The 14,440-nt window shown below is 67.9% G+C and carries 21 protein-coding genes; 19 read left to right on the top strand and 2 right to left on the bottom strand.

Annotated elements, in window-relative coordinates; genetic code table 11:
- The 4 genes from ACVW2K_RS22475 to ACVW2K_RS22460 form a co-directional block, all read left to right on the top strand.
- On the top strand, positions 1 to 215 hold a 215-nt coding region (locus ACVW2K_RS22475), incomplete at its 5' end, for a hypothetical protein (RefSeq protein ID WP_457204117.1).
- On the top strand, positions 212 to 619 hold the full coding sequence (locus tag ACVW2K_RS22470) for a hypothetical protein (RefSeq protein WP_457204115.1): 408 nt from the start codon (positions 212 to 214) through the stop codon (positions 617 to 619). The genes ACVW2K_RS22475 and ACVW2K_RS22470, both read left to right, overlap by 4 nt.
- A gap of 14 nt (positions 620 to 633) precedes the next feature.
- Positions 634 to 1,209 (top strand): TraX family protein, encoded by a 576-nt coding sequence (locus ACVW2K_RS22465; RefSeq protein ID WP_457204114.1) that lies wholly within the window; start codon positions 634 to 636, stop codon positions 1,207 to 1,209.
- A gap of 289 nt (positions 1,210 to 1,498) precedes the next feature.
- The gene (locus ACVW2K_RS22460) at positions 1,499 to 2,602 is read left to right on the top strand and encodes a hypothetical protein (protein ID WP_457204113.1); all 1,104 of its coding nucleotides are present in this window, start codon (positions 1,499 to 1,501) and stop codon (positions 2,600 to 2,602) included.
- Here the strand turns inward: ACVW2K_RS22460 and ACVW2K_RS22455 are convergent.
- Positions 2,568 to 2,810, bottom strand: a complete 243-nt coding sequence (locus ACVW2K_RS22455) for a hypothetical protein (RefSeq protein WP_457204112.1) — start codon at positions 2,808 to 2,810, stop codon at positions 2,568 to 2,570. The genes ACVW2K_RS22460 and ACVW2K_RS22455 overlap by 35 nt on opposite strands.
- An 871-nt stretch (positions 2,811 to 3,681) precedes the next feature.
- Between ACVW2K_RS22455 and ACVW2K_RS22450 the strand changes: the two genes are divergently transcribed.
- The 9 genes from ACVW2K_RS22450 (at position 3,682) to ACVW2K_RS22410 (ending at position 9,827) form a co-directional block, all read left to right on the top strand.
- A complete protein-coding gene (locus ACVW2K_RS22450) occupies positions 3,682 to 3,954 on the top strand; it encodes a hypothetical protein (RefSeq protein ID WP_457204111.1) in 273 nt (90 codons plus the stop codon).
- 655 nt (positions 3,955 to 4,609) lie between these two features.
- Positions 4,610 to 4,750 (top strand): hypothetical protein, encoded by a 141-nt coding sequence (locus ACVW2K_RS22445; protein ID WP_457204110.1) that lies wholly within the window; start codon positions 4,610 to 4,612, stop codon positions 4,748 to 4,750.
- Positions 4,751 to 4,862: 112 nt separating this feature from the next.
- The gene (locus tag ACVW2K_RS22440; RefSeq protein ID WP_457204109.1) at positions 4,863 to 5,111 is read left to right on the top strand and encodes a hypothetical protein; all 249 of its coding nucleotides are present in this window, start codon (positions 4,863 to 4,865) and stop codon (positions 5,109 to 5,111) included.
- A 97-nt stretch (positions 5,112 to 5,208) separates the two neighbouring features.
- Positions 5,209 to 6,390 carry a hypothetical protein gene (locus tag ACVW2K_RS22435; RefSeq protein WP_457204108.1) on the top strand — a complete coding sequence of 394 codons (1,182 nt, stop codon included), beginning with the start codon at positions 5,209 to 5,211 and terminating at the stop codon, positions 6,388 to 6,390.
- A complete protein-coding gene (locus ACVW2K_RS22430; protein WP_457204107.1) occupies positions 6,387 to 6,644 on the top strand; it encodes a hypothetical protein in 258 nt (85 codons plus the stop codon). Before ACVW2K_RS22435 ends, ACVW2K_RS22430 begins: the two co-directional genes overlap by 4 nt.
- A 196-nt stretch (positions 6,645 to 6,840) precedes the next feature.
- On the top strand, positions 6,841 to 7,440 hold the full coding sequence (locus tag ACVW2K_RS22425) for a zonular occludens toxin domain-containing protein (protein WP_457204116.1): 600 nt from the start codon (positions 6,841 to 6,843) through the stop codon (positions 7,438 to 7,440).
- On the top strand, positions 7,437 to 7,844 hold the full coding sequence (locus ACVW2K_RS22420; RefSeq protein ID WP_457204115.1) for a hypothetical protein: 408 nt from the start codon (positions 7,437 to 7,439) through the stop codon (positions 7,842 to 7,844). Before ACVW2K_RS22425 ends, ACVW2K_RS22420 begins: the two co-directional genes overlap by 4 nt.
- Before the next feature lie 14 nt (positions 7,845 to 7,858).
- The gene (locus ACVW2K_RS22415; protein WP_457204114.1) at positions 7,859 to 8,434 is read left to right on the top strand and encodes a TraX family protein; all 576 of its coding nucleotides are present in this window, start codon (positions 7,859 to 7,861) and stop codon (positions 8,432 to 8,434) included.
- A 289-nt stretch (positions 8,435 to 8,723) separates the two neighbouring features.
- Positions 8,724 to 9,827, top strand: a complete 1,104-nt coding sequence (locus ACVW2K_RS22410; protein WP_457204113.1) for a hypothetical protein — start codon at positions 8,724 to 8,726, stop codon at positions 9,825 to 9,827.
- Here ACVW2K_RS22410 and ACVW2K_RS22405 read toward each other — a convergent pair.
- Complete coding sequence (locus ACVW2K_RS22405) at positions 9,793 to 10,035, bottom strand: hypothetical protein (RefSeq protein ID WP_457204112.1); 243 nt, start codon at positions 10,033 to 10,035, stop codon at positions 9,793 to 9,795. The two genes, ACVW2K_RS22410 and ACVW2K_RS22405, sit on opposite strands and share 35 nt — an antisense overlap.
- Positions 10,036 to 10,906: 871 nt before the next feature.
- Between ACVW2K_RS22405 and ACVW2K_RS22400 the strand changes: the two genes are divergently transcribed.
- The 6 genes from ACVW2K_RS22400 to ACVW2K_RS22375 all read left to right on the top strand — a co-directional run.
- Positions 10,907 to 11,179 (top strand): hypothetical protein, encoded by a 273-nt coding sequence (locus ACVW2K_RS22400; RefSeq protein WP_457204111.1) that lies wholly within the window; start codon positions 10,907 to 10,909, stop codon positions 11,177 to 11,179.
- A gap of 655 nt (positions 11,180 to 11,834) precedes the next feature.
- Positions 11,835 to 11,975, top strand: coding sequence for a hypothetical protein (locus ACVW2K_RS22395; RefSeq protein ID WP_457204110.1), 141 nt, complete (start codon positions 11,835 to 11,837; stop codon positions 11,973 to 11,975).
- A 112-nt stretch (positions 11,976 to 12,087) separates the two neighbouring features.
- Positions 12,088 to 12,336 (top strand): hypothetical protein, encoded by a 249-nt coding sequence (locus ACVW2K_RS22390; protein WP_457204109.1) that lies wholly within the window; start codon positions 12,088 to 12,090, stop codon positions 12,334 to 12,336.
- Positions 12,337 to 12,433: 97 nt separating this feature from the next.
- Positions 12,434 to 13,615, top strand: coding sequence for a hypothetical protein (locus ACVW2K_RS22385; protein ID WP_457204108.1), 1,182 nt, complete (start codon positions 12,434 to 12,436; stop codon positions 13,613 to 13,615).
- Positions 13,612 to 13,869, top strand: coding sequence for a hypothetical protein (locus ACVW2K_RS22380; RefSeq protein ID WP_457204107.1), 258 nt, complete (start codon positions 13,612 to 13,614; stop codon positions 13,867 to 13,869). The genes ACVW2K_RS22385 and ACVW2K_RS22380 overlap by 4 nt, the downstream gene beginning before the upstream one ends.
- A 244-nt stretch (positions 13,870 to 14,113) precedes the next feature.
- A partial coding sequence (locus ACVW2K_RS22375; RefSeq protein ID WP_457204106.1) for a zonular occludens toxin domain-containing protein occupies positions 14,114 to 14,440 on the top strand: 327 nt, incomplete at its 3' end.

Genomic DNA, 14,440 nt, shown 5'->3' with positions numbered 1-14,440 from the left:
TCTTCAAGCGGGACTGCTGGGAGCCGGAGTTCTTCCGGCACCCCAAGAAGAAGTTCACGTTCGAAGTCTCGGGGTTCTCGCGGCGCGTCGCTGAGGCCTACAACACTCACGAGTCGCTGACCCAGGCCGACCACACCCAGGACGCCAAAGACCCCTACGCACGGGCCCGTGAGAAGCGCGGCGGCTCGGTGCTGGAAGGGATCGTGCCCACGTGAAGCTGATCGCGTTCGGGCTGTGCGTCGGTGCCGGTGTGCAGGCGTGGCGCAACTTCCCCGCGGACGGGCCGGTGACCATCGGTCCCGCGGTGCTGGTGATGTGTCTGGCCGTGCTCGCGGCCTACCTCGTCGGTCGCGGTGTGCGCGGCGTGGGCTCGTCGGCTACCGCCGTCGCGGTCGCCTCGGCGTCGGCGGAGTCAACCTCTGTTGCCGGTGCGTCGTCCACGGTCAACCTCGCCGTGGTGATCCCTGGTCAGGGTGCGGCCTCCGCGCCGATGGGTGTCCAGATCCCTTCGGAGTCCGCGCCGTGGCTCGGCGGCTCCAAGCCGGTGCCCGAGCTGGCCGACCTCGACGGGTACGACCTCTCCGAACTCGGGTTCGAAGAGACCGGCGAGCACGCATGACCGAAGATCTTGCGGTGAAGGGGCCCGCCGGCCAGCTGTCAAACAGGAGAATCTTCGGTTACGACGCGTTTCGCGGGCTGGCGATGCTGGCCATGCTGGTCGACCACCTGTGCCTGGTGTTCTCCGGGCCGTACGCGGTGCGGATGACGGTGGGCCGGTTGGCGATGCCGATGTTCTTCCTGCTCGCCGGTCACCTTGCTCGGCGGGTCCGGTGGCGGCACGGCGGGATCTTCCTGATCGGCTGCGCGCTCCCGGTGCTCGTCCCGTGGATCGACTCCCCCAACGTGCTCGTGTGGTGGGCGGTCGGGGTGCTGCTGCTGGCGGCTGCCCGCTGGGCTGAGGTTCCGGCGTGGCTGCTGGTGGTGGTCGCGCTCGCGGCGTCGGCTAACGGGTGGGTGGACACGGACGGCACGTACGACGCTCGCTGTCTGTGGGGCCTGATGGCGCTCGGCGCGATGCTTCCGGCGTCGGCGTTCACCTGGGCGGGGCGTGCGCCGCGCTGGGTCGCGGCGCTGGGCTGCTGGCCGATCACGTTCTATGTCGGCCACCTGCTGCTGCTGGAAGCGCTCATCCAGGCCGCGTCGTGGTGACTGCGGCGTTTCTGCGACGGGGCCCGCTGCTGGGGCTCTACGTTGCTCAGGACATAGAGAAGCGGGCCGGTTGGCTCCGACCCGCTTCTGACACCCGCTGCCTTCCTAGGGGCTCCAACGGATGCTTTCGACACCAACGGTAACCCAGTCCGAGGACGCACGCGCAGAACGCGCCCGGAACCTGCGGGCTGACCGGTACGCCGCTCTCCGGGTCCTGTGGCGAGAGACCGGCATCAAGCGCGTCGCTCACTGCCGCCGCGTCGTCTCGGACCGCTCTGAGGCGGTCGGCGTGCACGTGTCGCCCGATGGTCACGCGGGTCTGTCCGGGGTCCAGACGTGCGGGTCGGTGTGGGCGTGCTCGGTGTGCTCGGAGAAGATCAACGCCGGTCGGCAACACGAGTTGCAGAACGCGATCGAGTCCTGGCAGGCGGCGGGCGGCGGCGTGCTGTTCGGCACCGTGACCATGCGGCACACCCGCGGCATGCGGCTCGCGGACATGCTCGACGCGATCGCCCCGGCCTGGAACCGGACCACGTCGGGCAGCTCGGGGTGGAACGGCACCAAAGCGAAGAAAGACGGCACCCAGACCGACATCGGTGACAAGCGGCGGTTCGGGATCCACGGGGTTATCCGGCTGCTGGAGGTCAAGCATGGCGAGAACGGCTGGCACCCGCACATCCACTTCCTGGTGTTTCTGGATCGGCCCGTGTCGCCGTCTCAGTGGCACCCCAACGGGCTCATGCACCCTCGGGAGCTGCTCGACCTCCAGGGGCGGCTGTACGCCCGCTGGGAGGCTGCTCTAGCCCGTGAGGGGTATTCCGTGCTGGAACACGTGGGGATCGACCTGCGCCCGGTGTCGTCGGCTGCCGCGGTGGCCGACTACTTCGCCAAGGGGACCTACGCGGCGTCTCCTGGTCGTGCGGCCTACGAGCTGACCGGATCGCAGTCCAAGCGGCAGGGCAAGGGCGGTCGGACCCCGTTCGAAGTGCTCCGGGATCTGGTCGCCGGTGTGGACACCGCCACCGGCGAGGTCGTCGGGGACCTGTCGCAGTCGATCGATCAGGACCGTGCGGTGTGGCGGGAGTGGGAGGACGCCTCAAAGGGTCGTCGGCAGATGACGTGGAGTCACGGTCTGCGGCAGCTCCTGGCCGACCTCGGCGCGGTCGATGAGGTCGAAAAGACTGACGAGCAACTGGCCGAAGAGACGCCCGAGGACTCGGTTTGCGTGGCCCGGATCGATGCGGAGTCGTGGAAGGCGGGCCGGTTCTGGATGGTGCTGCCGGGTCTGCTGGAGGCGGCAGAAGCGGGCCGCGTCAAAGACTTCATCGCGGCCCGCCTCGCGCATCGGGCGATGCTGGTCAGGCTCCGGGAAACGGTCGGTCGTTCAGGCTGACCCGCTGGGAGCTGTACCGCTGCTGTGCGGCCTGCTTGGTGATGCCTAGGGCGTCACCGATGACCGACCAGGGCGTCTCCTGCTGCCTCAGGTAGGCCACCTGCTCGCGGATCCTCGCCTCCGCGTGCCGGACCTTGGCCAGCTCGTCTCCGAGCTGGTCGAGGTCGCGCTGGAGGACGTGATCGCCCCAGCTCAACGTGCGTCCCACGCTGCGAGGATCGCGTTTGCGAGGTCGTGGCGGGCCTCTCGGACTAGGGCCACGCTGTGCAGGAATGCTTGGGTGTCCCGCTCGGCCTCCGGCACGAGCTGCTCATTCGCTCGCACGGCGTCCTCCAGGTCAACGAGTCGGGCGCGTACGTCGTCGGGCAGGCTGAACCACGCGGGGCGGACTGCTTCGGTGTGTGTGTTCGTCATGTGTCAATCATCGTTGACGGCACCCCGCGCCGTCAATAGGTGTTGACGGTCGGTTTGCCGGAAGATTTCCCGTCTGACCCCCCAGCCGGCCCGGCTCTCACCGCAAGATTTCCCGTCTGCATCCGTTGCGCCGCGGGCTAGGGGTTGTCCGTTGTGGCTCCGGTTCCGGTACCGCTGACCTGGGGGACTCGCATCGGTGAATGGAACCCCTCGCCGCGGTAGAAGGCCTCCCGCACAAGGGCCCGCGGGGGCCCGGTCAATGGGGTCCGCACCACGTTTCGGTCACCATCGGCACCCGCGCTGATCCGGGAGACCCGCTCGTCACCCACTGCCCCCCTCCCCCTCGTCACCAGCCGCTTTTGACCCCGGTCCCCGCCTCCAGCTCGTCGGCTGGTCACCTGCTCCCACGGCCACCACGGGCCGCGCGCGTAGCGGTGGGGCGGCTGCAAGCGAAGCGAGCCGCCCCACGCACGCGGCCCGGCTCTTGGTCCCTTGCGAACAGTTACTCTCGCCGAGCTGTTCGGGGGCTGGTCTGGACCTATTTCGGCGAAACCGTGACGGGAAGTCGCACGGGGTGATTAGGTGTCCCCGACAACCAACCGGCCTGCCAGCCGGACACACCTCCCACTGAACGGGGAAACATCATGGCGGACTACGCCGCACGTGTGACGGGGATCGTTCTCCGCACCGACGAGCGCTCGGGCAACAAGGTGCAGGACGACGGCTCTAGCCGCGCCTGGAAGATGACCACCGCGAAGGTGCTCGTCGGTGGGGAGGACCTCATCGAGGTCACCATCCCGGACGAGAAGCTGCTGCTCTGCCCCGGCAAGGGCGAGGCCGTGGACTGGCTGGTCCGCATCCGCCACAACGGCGGGAAGTACCTGAACATCGACCTCTCCGGCGAGTGGACCGCCGAGCACGACGCTCAGTCGTCCTGACCTGTCCCTGACGCAAAACGGGGAGCGCGAGCCTGCCAGCTCGTCGCCCCCCTGGCCTCCACCGACTGAACGTGACCCGGTGGCGGTTCGACCAAGGGTGACAGGGAGTCGGGTGATGAGACGTGGTTTCGCACGAAACCGTAGTGTGGTTCTTGGGTTTCTTCGTGCTCGTCGGCGCGTGGCGGCTCTGTTTGCGGCTCCAGCCGTGGCGCTGGTTTGCGTTGCTGGTGCGCCGTGGCTGAGCGCGAGCGCGAGCGCGTCGACTTCCGGGCCGTCCGCCTCGGCATCGCCGGAGCCCTCATCAGCGGAGCCGTCACCTTCGGAATCGCCTACGCCCTCGGAGCCGTCGTTGCTCCCGTCGTGCGCGACTTCGATGGGCAGCTACCCGTACCCGAGCCCGGATTCGGGTTCGCAGGTTCCTGCGCTGCCGTCGTGGGTCTCCTCGTCGGATGGACCCGTCTGCGTGCTAGTCGTCGTATCGCCGGACGAGCCGGAACCCACTACGACCCCGGAACCTCAGCCCTCGCCCGTGCCCGCGATCGAATCGCTGACGAGCGAGGTACAAGGCTGGCGGTCGCTGTACCTGTTCAGCGTTGGGACGCTGATCTGCTTGGGCGCGGGGATCCTGTTCCGGCTGCGGAGCCGGTGAGCACCGATGCCGACTGACGCCGAGCTGGCCCGCCAGATCGTGTCCGCGATCACGGTGACCATCTGCCTTGTCGCTGGGGTGGAGTTCGGCATCGCGTGGCTGATCCGCGGCGGACGCGAGGCCACGGGTGGCGACGACCGTGACTGAGCACGAGCTGGCGGTACTTCTGATCTTCCTCACGGGCGGCTGCCTCGCGGGGACCGTTGGACGCTGGGTTGATCTGGTGTCCTCCTACATCCAAGGAAGGGGGTGAAAACACATGGACACCATCAAGGGGATCGGCAAGCGCGTCGGTCTGGTGGGAACGGCCACGGGCATCGCGCTCATGGGCGCGCTCATCCTCATGGGCGCGGCTGAGGCTACGCCCGCCGACCCGGTGGACGACGCGTTCACGACGATGCAGGGCAAGGTGACGCTCTACGGCGCTGCCGTCGTCGCGCTCGTCGTCGCCTCGGTGCTGCTGTTCTTCGGCATCAAGTTCCTCCGCAAGGGGGCGTCGAAGGCCTGAGCACCGTTCGGCCGGCAAAAGCGGGTCGGGATCCGCTTCGACCTCGGATCCCGACCCGCTCTCACATTCCAACCCACTCTGCGAAAGGGGCTCCACCATGTTCCCACGGCTGCGGTTGCTCGCCCTGGTGCTGGGCTCGTGCCTCGCCGTGCTGGTGCTGCCCTCTACGGCCTGGGCCACCCCCACGTCTCCCCCGTCGTGGCTGACGGTGACGAACTACGTCGAGACTCCCTCCGCGATCAGCTTCGACCTTCGGGCTGCTGACGGGTACGGGATCGGCGGGTTCTCCGGGCCTCTTGCCGGGTCCTGCAAGACGTCGACGGGCACCGAAACGGTCGGCAGCTCCACGCAGACCAACGTGGTCACGGCTGGGGCTCCCGGTGGCTACAAGTCGTTCCACCACGCGATGACCTGCCCCGCGGGCTCGACGTTCCAGTCCGGGGTGGATCTGATGAGCTTCGTTCAGTGGCCCGGTGGGTCCTCGCCGACGTGGAAGTTCGGTATCGGCTCGGTGCCTCCGCCGCCCCCGACTGGGGTGGAGTGCGACTCGTTCCGCTCCGTCCGGTTCCCGTTCGTGCAGGGCACGTTGGATGTGTCCTGGGGCTGGCAGGGCACGGTGCCGTCCCGGGGGTGGCGGATCACCGACGCACGAGCGGACGTGCCGAAGGGCGGTGGCACCCAGCTCGGCACCGTCCCGGCTGCTCCGCTCGTCGCGGGTGGTGCGCGGTACGGGGTCACGAACTGGCCGATCCCGGCTGGTGTCGGGACGTTGCGTGTTGAGTCTGTCAACGCCCCTGGCTGCTTCTTCGGGCTGACCGTCTCGCGGGACGCCTCCGGCAACGTGACTGGCGTTTCGCTGGGCGGTAACACCCCCCCGGACACCTCTCCCGAGCCGGATCCGGGGACGGACGAGTCTGGGGCGTCCTGCGGCATGCTCGACTTCGTTTGCGTGTTCAAGTGGCTGTTCGTCCCTGACCCCTCGTCCTGGGATCTGGCCGGGTTGCAAGAGTCGTTCACCACCCGTCCGCCGTTCTCGATCATGGTCCAGGCCTTCGACACGGTGGCGGAGGTCGGCGGGGCGTTCCTCAACCCTGCCTGCAACATGCACCCGACGAGCTTCTTCGTCGGCAACGACTCCGAGGGGCAGTCGGGGGGGACCGAGTTCGATTGCAACGGCCAGACCCGGATGCCGCTGCTGTGGGGCATCGTCCAGGCCTGCCTCATCGGTCTGACCATGCTCGGGATCGGCAAGATGCTGGCGGGAGCGTTCGACAAGTGATCCTCGACAAGATCATGGTCACGCTGACCGCGGTCCTGAACTCGATCCTCGGGCTGTTTCCCGCGTGGGCGCTGCCCTTCGACCCGGCGTCGATCGCTGACCCGATCGCCCAGGCCGTGCAGGTCGCTAACGGGTTCTTCCCCGTCACCACGCTCGGCGCGTGCATCTCCGCGGTCGCGGGCCTGTGGGTCGTCCTGAACGGCTGGTCGGTCGTTGTGTGGCTCTACAACAAGTTCCCCGGCAAGTTCACCTGATCGGAGTCTGACCATGCGCAATCGCTATGTCTGGATCTCGCTGGCCTTCTTGGCCGTGACGGTCTGCAAGTTCCTGTTCGGCTCGGGGGTGCTTCGCTGATGCCCGAGGACGTGGTTCTGGAGCTCCGCCGCCTCGAGCTGCTGATCCTGCTCAGCCTCGCTCGCAAGGTCCACCGTGACGGTCTGGTGCTCTCCGATGATTGAGGGGTTCATCGGTCGCCCCGGCTCCGGGAAGTCGTACGCGATGACGGCCAAAGCGCTGCGCGAGGCGGACCGCGATCGGCTGGTGTTCACGAACTGGGCGGTGAAGCACCCGAACGTCTACATGTTCACCCCCGACCAGCTCATGGACCTGCCGCCCGGTCTGGTGATGATCGACGAGGCGCACCTGTGGTTCCCGGCGCGTATGGCCCTGAAGCTCCCCATGTCCTGGCTCGCTGGTCTCTCCCAGACGCGTAAGGCCGGTTGGGATCTGGTCTGGGCGGCGCAACATGAGACGCGGGTGGACCGGGCCGTCCGGGACGTCACGTCTTGGTTGTGGAAGTGCTCGGCGTGGTTCTCCTACAACCAGCACCCGGTCATCTTCAAGCGGGACTGCTGGGAGCCGGAGTTCTTCCGGCACCCCAAGAAGAAGTTCACGTTCGAAGTCTCGGGGTTCTCGCGGCGCGTCGCTGAGGCCTACAACACTCACGAGTCGCTGACCCAGGCCGACCACACCCAGGACGCCAAAGACCCCTACGCACGGGCCCGTGAGAAGCGCGGCGGCTCGGTGCTGGAAGGGATCGTGCCCACGTGAAGCTGATCGCGTTCGGGCTGTGCGTCGGTGCCGGTGTGCAGGCGTGGCGCAACTTCCCCGCGGACGGGCCGGTGACCATCGGTCCCGCGGTGCTGGTGATGTGTCTGGCCGTGCTCGCGGCCTACCTCGTCGGTCGCGGTGTGCGCGGCGTGGGCTCGTCGGCTACCGCCGTCGCGGTCGCCTCGGCGTCGGCGGAGTCAACCTCTGTTGCCGGTGCGTCGTCCACGGTCAACCTCGCCGTGGTGATCCCTGGTCAGGGTGCGGCCTCCGCGCCGATGGGTGTCCAGATCCCTTCGGAGTCCGCGCCGTGGCTCGGCGGCTCCAAGCCGGTGCCCGAGCTGGCCGACCTCGACGGGTACGACCTCTCCGAACTCGGGTTCGAAGAGACCGGCGAGCACGCATGACCGAAGATCTTGCGGTGAAGGGGCCCGCCGGCCAGCTGTCAAACAGGAGAATCTTCGGTTACGACGCGTTTCGCGGGCTGGCGATGCTGGCCATGCTGGTCGACCACCTGTGCCTGGTGTTCTCCGGGCCGTACGCGGTGCGGATGACGGTGGGCCGGTTGGCGATGCCGATGTTCTTCCTGCTCGCCGGTCACCTTGCTCGGCGGGTCCGGTGGCGGCACGGCGGGATCTTCCTGATCGGCTGCGCGCTCCCGGTGCTCGTCCCGTGGATCGACTCCCCCAACGTGCTCGTGTGGTGGGCGGTCGGGGTGCTGCTGCTGGCGGCTGCCCGCTGGGCTGAGGTTCCGGCGTGGCTGCTGGTGGTGGTCGCGCTCGCGGCGTCGGCTAACGGGTGGGTGGACACGGACGGCACGTACGACGCTCGCTGTCTGTGGGGCCTGATGGCGCTCGGCGCGATGCTTCCGGCGTCGGCGTTCACCTGGGCGGGGCGTGCGCCGCGCTGGGTCGCGGCGCTGGGCTGCTGGCCGATCACGTTCTATGTCGGCCACCTGCTGCTGCTGGAAGCGCTCATCCAGGCCGCGTCGTGGTGACTGCGGCGTTTCTGCGACGGGGCCCGCTGCTGGGGCTCTACGTTGCTCAGGACATAGAGAAGCGGGCCGGTTGGCTCCGACCCGCTTCTGACACCCGCTGCCTTCCTAGGGGCTCCAACGGATGCTTTCGACACCAACGGTAACCCAGTCCGAGGACGCACGCGCAGAACGCGCCCGGAACCTGCGGGCTGACCGGTACGCCGCTCTCCGGGTCCTGTGGCGAGAGACCGGCATCAAGCGCGTCGCTCACTGCCGCCGCGTCGTCTCGGACCGCTCTGAGGCGGTCGGCGTGCACGTGTCGCCCGATGGTCACGCGGGTCTGTCCGGGGTCCAGACGTGCGGGTCGGTGTGGGCGTGCTCGGTGTGCTCGGAGAAGATCAACGCCGGTCGGCAACACGAGTTGCAGAACGCGATCGAGTCCTGGCAGGCGGCGGGCGGCGGCGTGCTGTTCGGCACCGTGACCATGCGGCACACCCGCGGCATGCGGCTCGCGGACATGCTCGACGCGATCGCCCCGGCCTGGAACCGGACCACGTCGGGCAGCTCGGGGTGGAACGGCACCAAAGCGAAGAAAGACGGCACCCAGACCGACATCGGTGACAAGCGGCGGTTCGGGATCCACGGGGTTATCCGGCTGCTGGAGGTCAAGCATGGCGAGAACGGCTGGCACCCGCACATCCACTTCCTGGTGTTTCTGGATCGGCCCGTGTCGCCGTCTCAGTGGCACCCCAACGGGCTCATGCACCCTCGGGAGCTGCTCGACCTCCAGGGGCGGCTGTACGCCCGCTGGGAGGCTGCTCTAGCCCGTGAGGGGTATTCCGTGCTGGAACACGTGGGGATCGACCTGCGCCCGGTGTCGTCGGCTGCCGCGGTGGCCGACTACTTCGCCAAGGGGACCTACGCGGCGTCTCCTGGTCGTGCGGCCTACGAGCTGACCGGATCGCAGTCCAAGCGGCAGGGCAAGGGCGGTCGGACCCCGTTCGAAGTGCTCCGGGATCTGGTCGCCGGTGTGGACACCGCCACCGGCGAGGTCGTCGGGGACCTGTCGCAGTCGATCGATCAGGACCGTGCGGTGTGGCGGGAGTGGGAGGACGCCTCAAAGGGTCGTCGGCAGATGACGTGGAGTCACGGTCTGCGGCAGCTCCTGGCCGACCTCGGCGCGGTCGATGAGGTCGAAAAGACTGACGAGCAACTGGCCGAAGAGACGCCCGAGGACTCGGTTTGCGTGGCCCGGATCGATGCGGAGTCGTGGAAGGCGGGCCGGTTCTGGATGGTGCTGCCGGGTCTGCTGGAGGCGGCAGAAGCGGGCCGCGTCAAAGACTTCATCGCGGCCCGCCTCGCGCATCGGGCGATGCTGGTCAGGCTCCGGGAAACGGTCGGTCGTTCAGGCTGACCCGCTGGGAGCTGTACCGCTGCTGTGCGGCCTGCTTGGTGATGCCTAGGGCGTCACCGATGACCGACCAGGGCGTCTCCTGCTGCCTCAGGTAGGCCACCTGCTCGCGGATCCTCGCCTCCGCGTGCCGGACCTTGGCCAGCTCGTCTCCGAGCTGGTCGAGGTCGCGCTGGAGGACGTGATCGCCCCAGCTCAACGTGCGTCCCACGCTGCGAGGATCGCGTTTGCGAGGTCGTGGCGGGCCTCTCGGACTAGGGCCACGCTGTGCAGGAATGCTTGGGTGTCCCGCTCGGCCTCCGGCACGAGCTGCTCATTCGCTCGCACGGCGTCCTCCAGGTCAACGAGTCGGGCGCGTACGTCGTCGGGCAGGCTGAACCACGCGGGGCGGACTGCTTCGGTGTGTGTGTTCGTCATGTGTCAATCATCGTTGACGGCACCCCGCGCCGTCAATAGGTGTTGACGGTCGGTTTGCCGGAAGATTTCCCGTCTGACCCCCCAGCCGGCCCGGCTCTCACCGCAAGATTTCCCGTCTGCATCCGTTGCGCCGCGGGCTAGGGGTTGTCCGTTGTGGCTCCGGTTCCGGTACCGCTGACCTGGGGGACTCGCATCGGTGAATGGAACCCCTCGCCGCGGTAGAAGGCCTCCCGCACAAGGGCCCGCGGGGGCCCGGTCAATGGGGTCCGCACCACGTTTCGGTCACCATCGGCACCCGCGCTGATCCGGGAGACCCGCTCGTCACCCACTGCCCCCCTCCCCCTCGTCACCAGCCGCTTTTGACCCCGGTCCCCGCCTCCAGCTCGTCGGCTGGTCACCTGCTCCCACGGCCACCACGGGCCGCGCGCGTAGCGGTGGGGCGGCTGCAAGCGAAGCGAGCCGCCCCACGCACGCGGCCCGGCTCTTGGTCCCTTGCGAACAGTTACTCTCGCCGAGCTGTTCGGGGGCTGGTCTGGACCTATTTCGGCGAAACCGTGACGGGAAGTCGCACGGGGTGATTAGGTGTCCCCGACAACCAACCGGCCTGCCAGCCGGACACACCTCCCACTGAACGGGGAAACATCATGGCGGACTACGCCGCACGTGTGACGGGGATCGTTCTCCGCACCGACGAGCGCTCGGGCAACAAGGTGCAGGACGACGGCTCTAGCCGCGCCTGGAAGATGACCACCGCGAAGGTGCTCGTCGGTGGGGAGGACCTCATCGAGGTCACCATCCCGGACGAGAAGCTGCTGCTCTGCCCCGGCAAGGGCGAGGCCGTGGACTGGCTGGTCCGCATCCGCCACAACGGCGGGAAGTACCTGAACATCGACCTCTCCGGCGAGTGGACCGCCGAGCACGACGCTCAGTCGTCCTGACCTGTCCCTGACGCAAAACGGGGAGCGCGAGCCTGCCAGCTCGTCGCCCCCCTGGCCTCCACCGACTGAACGTGACCCGGTGGCGGTTCGACCAAGGGTGACAGGGAGTCGGGTGATGAGACGTGGTTTCGCACGAAACCGTAGTGTGGTTCTTGGGTTTCTTCGTGCTCGTCGGCGCGTGGCGGCTCTGTTTGCGGCTCCAGCCGTGGCGCTGGTTTGCGTTGCTGGTGCGCCGTGGCTGAGCGCGAGCGCGAGCGCGTCGACTTCCGGGCCGTCCGCCTCGGCATCGCCGGAGCCCTCATCAGCGGAGCCGTCACCTTCGGAATCGCCTACGCCCTCGGAGCCGTCGTTGCTCCCGTCGTGCGCGACTTCGATGGGCAGCTACCCGTACCCGAGCCCGGATTCGGGTTCGCAGGTTCCTGCGCTGCCGTCGTGGGTCTCCTCGTCGGATGGACCCGTCTGCGTGCTAGTCGTCGTATCGCCGGACGAGCCGGAACCCACTACGACCCCGGAACCTCAGCCCTCGCCCGTGCCCGCGATCGAATCGCTGACGAGCGAGGTACAAGGCTGGCGGTCGCTGTACCTGTTCAGCGTTGGGACGCTGATCTGCTTGGGCGCGGGGATCCTGTTCCGGCTGCGGAGCCGGTGAGCACCGATGCCGACTGACGCCGAGCTGGCCCGCCAGATCGTGTCCGCGATCACGGTGACCATCTGCCTTGTCGCTGGGGTGGAGTTCGGCATCGCGTGGCTGATCCGCGGCGGACGCGAGGCCACGGGTGGCGACGACCGTGACTGAGCACGAGCTGGCGGTACTTCTGATCTTCCTCACGGGCGGCTGCCTCGCGGGGACCGTTGGACGCTGGGTTGATCTGGTGTCCTCCTACATCCAAGGAAGGGGGTGAAAACACATGGACACCATCAAGGGGATCGGCAAGCGCGTCGGTCTGGTGGGAACGGCCACGGGCATCGCGCTCATGGGCGCGCTCATCCTCATGGGCGCGGCTGAGGCTACGCCCGCCGACCCGGTGGACGACGCGTTCACGACGATGCAGGGCAAGGTGACGCTCTACGGCGCTGCCGTCGTCGCGCTCGTCGTCGCCTCGGTGCTGCTGTTCTTCGGCATCAAGTTCCTCCGCAAGGGGGCGTCGAAGGCCTGAGCACCGTTCGGCCGGCAAAAGCGGGTCGGGATCCGCTTCGACCTCGGATCCCGACCCGCTCTCACATTCCAACCCACTCTGCGAAAGGGGCTCCACCATGTTCCCACGGCTGCGGTTGCTCGCCCTGGTGCTGGGCTCGTGCCTCGCCGTGCTGGTGCTGCCCTCTACGGCCTGGGCCACCCCCACGTCTCCCCCGTCGTGGCTGACGGTGACGAACTACGTCGAGACTCCCTCCGCGATCAGCTTCGACCTTCGGGCTGCTGACGGGTACGGGATCGGCGGGTTCTCCGGGCCTCTTGCCGGGTCCTGCAAGACGTCGACGGGCACCGAAACGGTCGGCAGCTCCACGCAGACCAACGTGGTCACGGCTGGGGCTCCCGGTGGCTACAAGTCGTTCCACCACGCGATGACCTGCCCCGCGGGCTCGACGTTCCAGTCCGGGGTGGATCTGATGAGCTTCGTTCAGTGGCCCGGTGGGTCCTCGCCGACGTGGAAGTTCGGTATCGGCTCGGTGCCTCCGCCGCCCCCGACTGGGGTGGAGTGCGACTCGTTCCGCTCCGTCCGGTTCCCGTTCGTGCAGGGCACGTTGGATGTGTCCTGGGGCTGGCAGGGCACGGTGCCGTCCCGGGGGTGGCGGATCACCGACGCACGAGCGGACGTGCCGAAGGGCGGTGGCACCCAGCTCGGCACCGTCCCGGCTGCTCCGCTCGTCGCGGGTGGTGCGCGGTACGGGGTCACGAACTGGCCGATCCCGGCTGGTGTCGGGACGTTGCGTGTTGAGTCTGTCAACGCCCCTGGCTGCTTCTTCGGGCTGACCGTCTCGCGGGACGCCTCCGGCAACGTGACTGGCGTTTCGCTGGGCGGTAACACCCCCCCGGACACCTCTCCCGAGCCGGATCCGGGGACGGACGAGTCTGGGGCGTCCTGCGGCATGCTCGACTTCGTTTGCGTGTTCAAGTGGCTGTTCGTCCCTGACCCCTCGTCCTGGGATCTGGCCGGGTTGCAAGAGTCGTTCACCACCCGTCCGCCGTTCTCGATCATGGTCCAGGCCTTCGACACGGTGGCGGAGGTCGGCGGGGCGTTCCTCAACCCTGCCTGCAACATGCACCCGACGAGCTTCTTCGTCGGCAACGACTCCGAGGGGCAGTCGGGGGGGACCGAGTTCGATTGCAACGGCCAGACCCGGATGCCGCTGCTGTGGGGCATCGTCCAGGCCTGCCTCATCGGTCTGACCATGCTCGGGATCGGCAAGATGCTGGCGGGAGCGTTCGACAAGTGATCCTCGACAAGATCATGGTCACGCTGACCGCGGTCCTGAACTCGATCCTCGGGCTGTTTCCCGCGTGGGCGCTGCCCTTCGACCCGGCGTCGATCGCTGACCCGATCGCCCAGGCCGTGCAGGTCGCTAACGGGTTCTTCCCCGTCACCACGCTCGGCGCGTGCATCTCCGCGGTCGCGGGCCTGTGGGTCGTCCTGAACGGCTGGTCGGTCGTTGTGTGGCTCTACAACAAGTTCCCCGGCAAGTTCACCTGATCGGAGTCTGACCATGCGCAATCGCTATGTCTGGATCTCGCTGGCCTTCTTGGCCGTGACGGTCTGCAAGTTCCTGTTCGGCTCGGGGGTGCTTCGCTGATGCCCGAGGACGTGGTTCTGGAGCTCCGCCGCCTCGAGCTGCTGATCCTGCTCAGCCTCGCTCGCAAGGTCCACCGTGACGGTCTGGTGCTCTCCGATGATTGAGGGGTTCATCGGTCGCCCCGGCTCCGGGAAGTCGTACGCGATGACGGCCAAAGCGCTGCGCGAGGCGGACCGCGATCGGCTGGTGTTCACGAACTGGGCGGTGAAGCACCCGAACGTCTACATGTTCACCCCCGACCAGCTCATGGACCTGCCGCCCGGTCTGGTGATGATCGACGAGGCGCACCTGTGGTTCCCGGCGCGTATGGCCCTGAAGCTCCCCATGTCCTGGCTCGCTGGTCTCTCCCAGACGCGTAAGGCCGGTTGGGATCTGGTCTGGGCGGCGCAACATGAGACGCGGGTGGACCGGGCCGTCCGGGACGTCACGTCTTGGTTGTGGAAGTGCTCGGCGTGGTTCTCCTACAACCAG

Source organism: Nocardioides sp. HB32, from assembly GCF_054058995.1.
The sequence above is the reverse complement of the archived record's forward strand: the minus strand, read 5'-3'. Positions and strand labels throughout refer to the sequence as shown.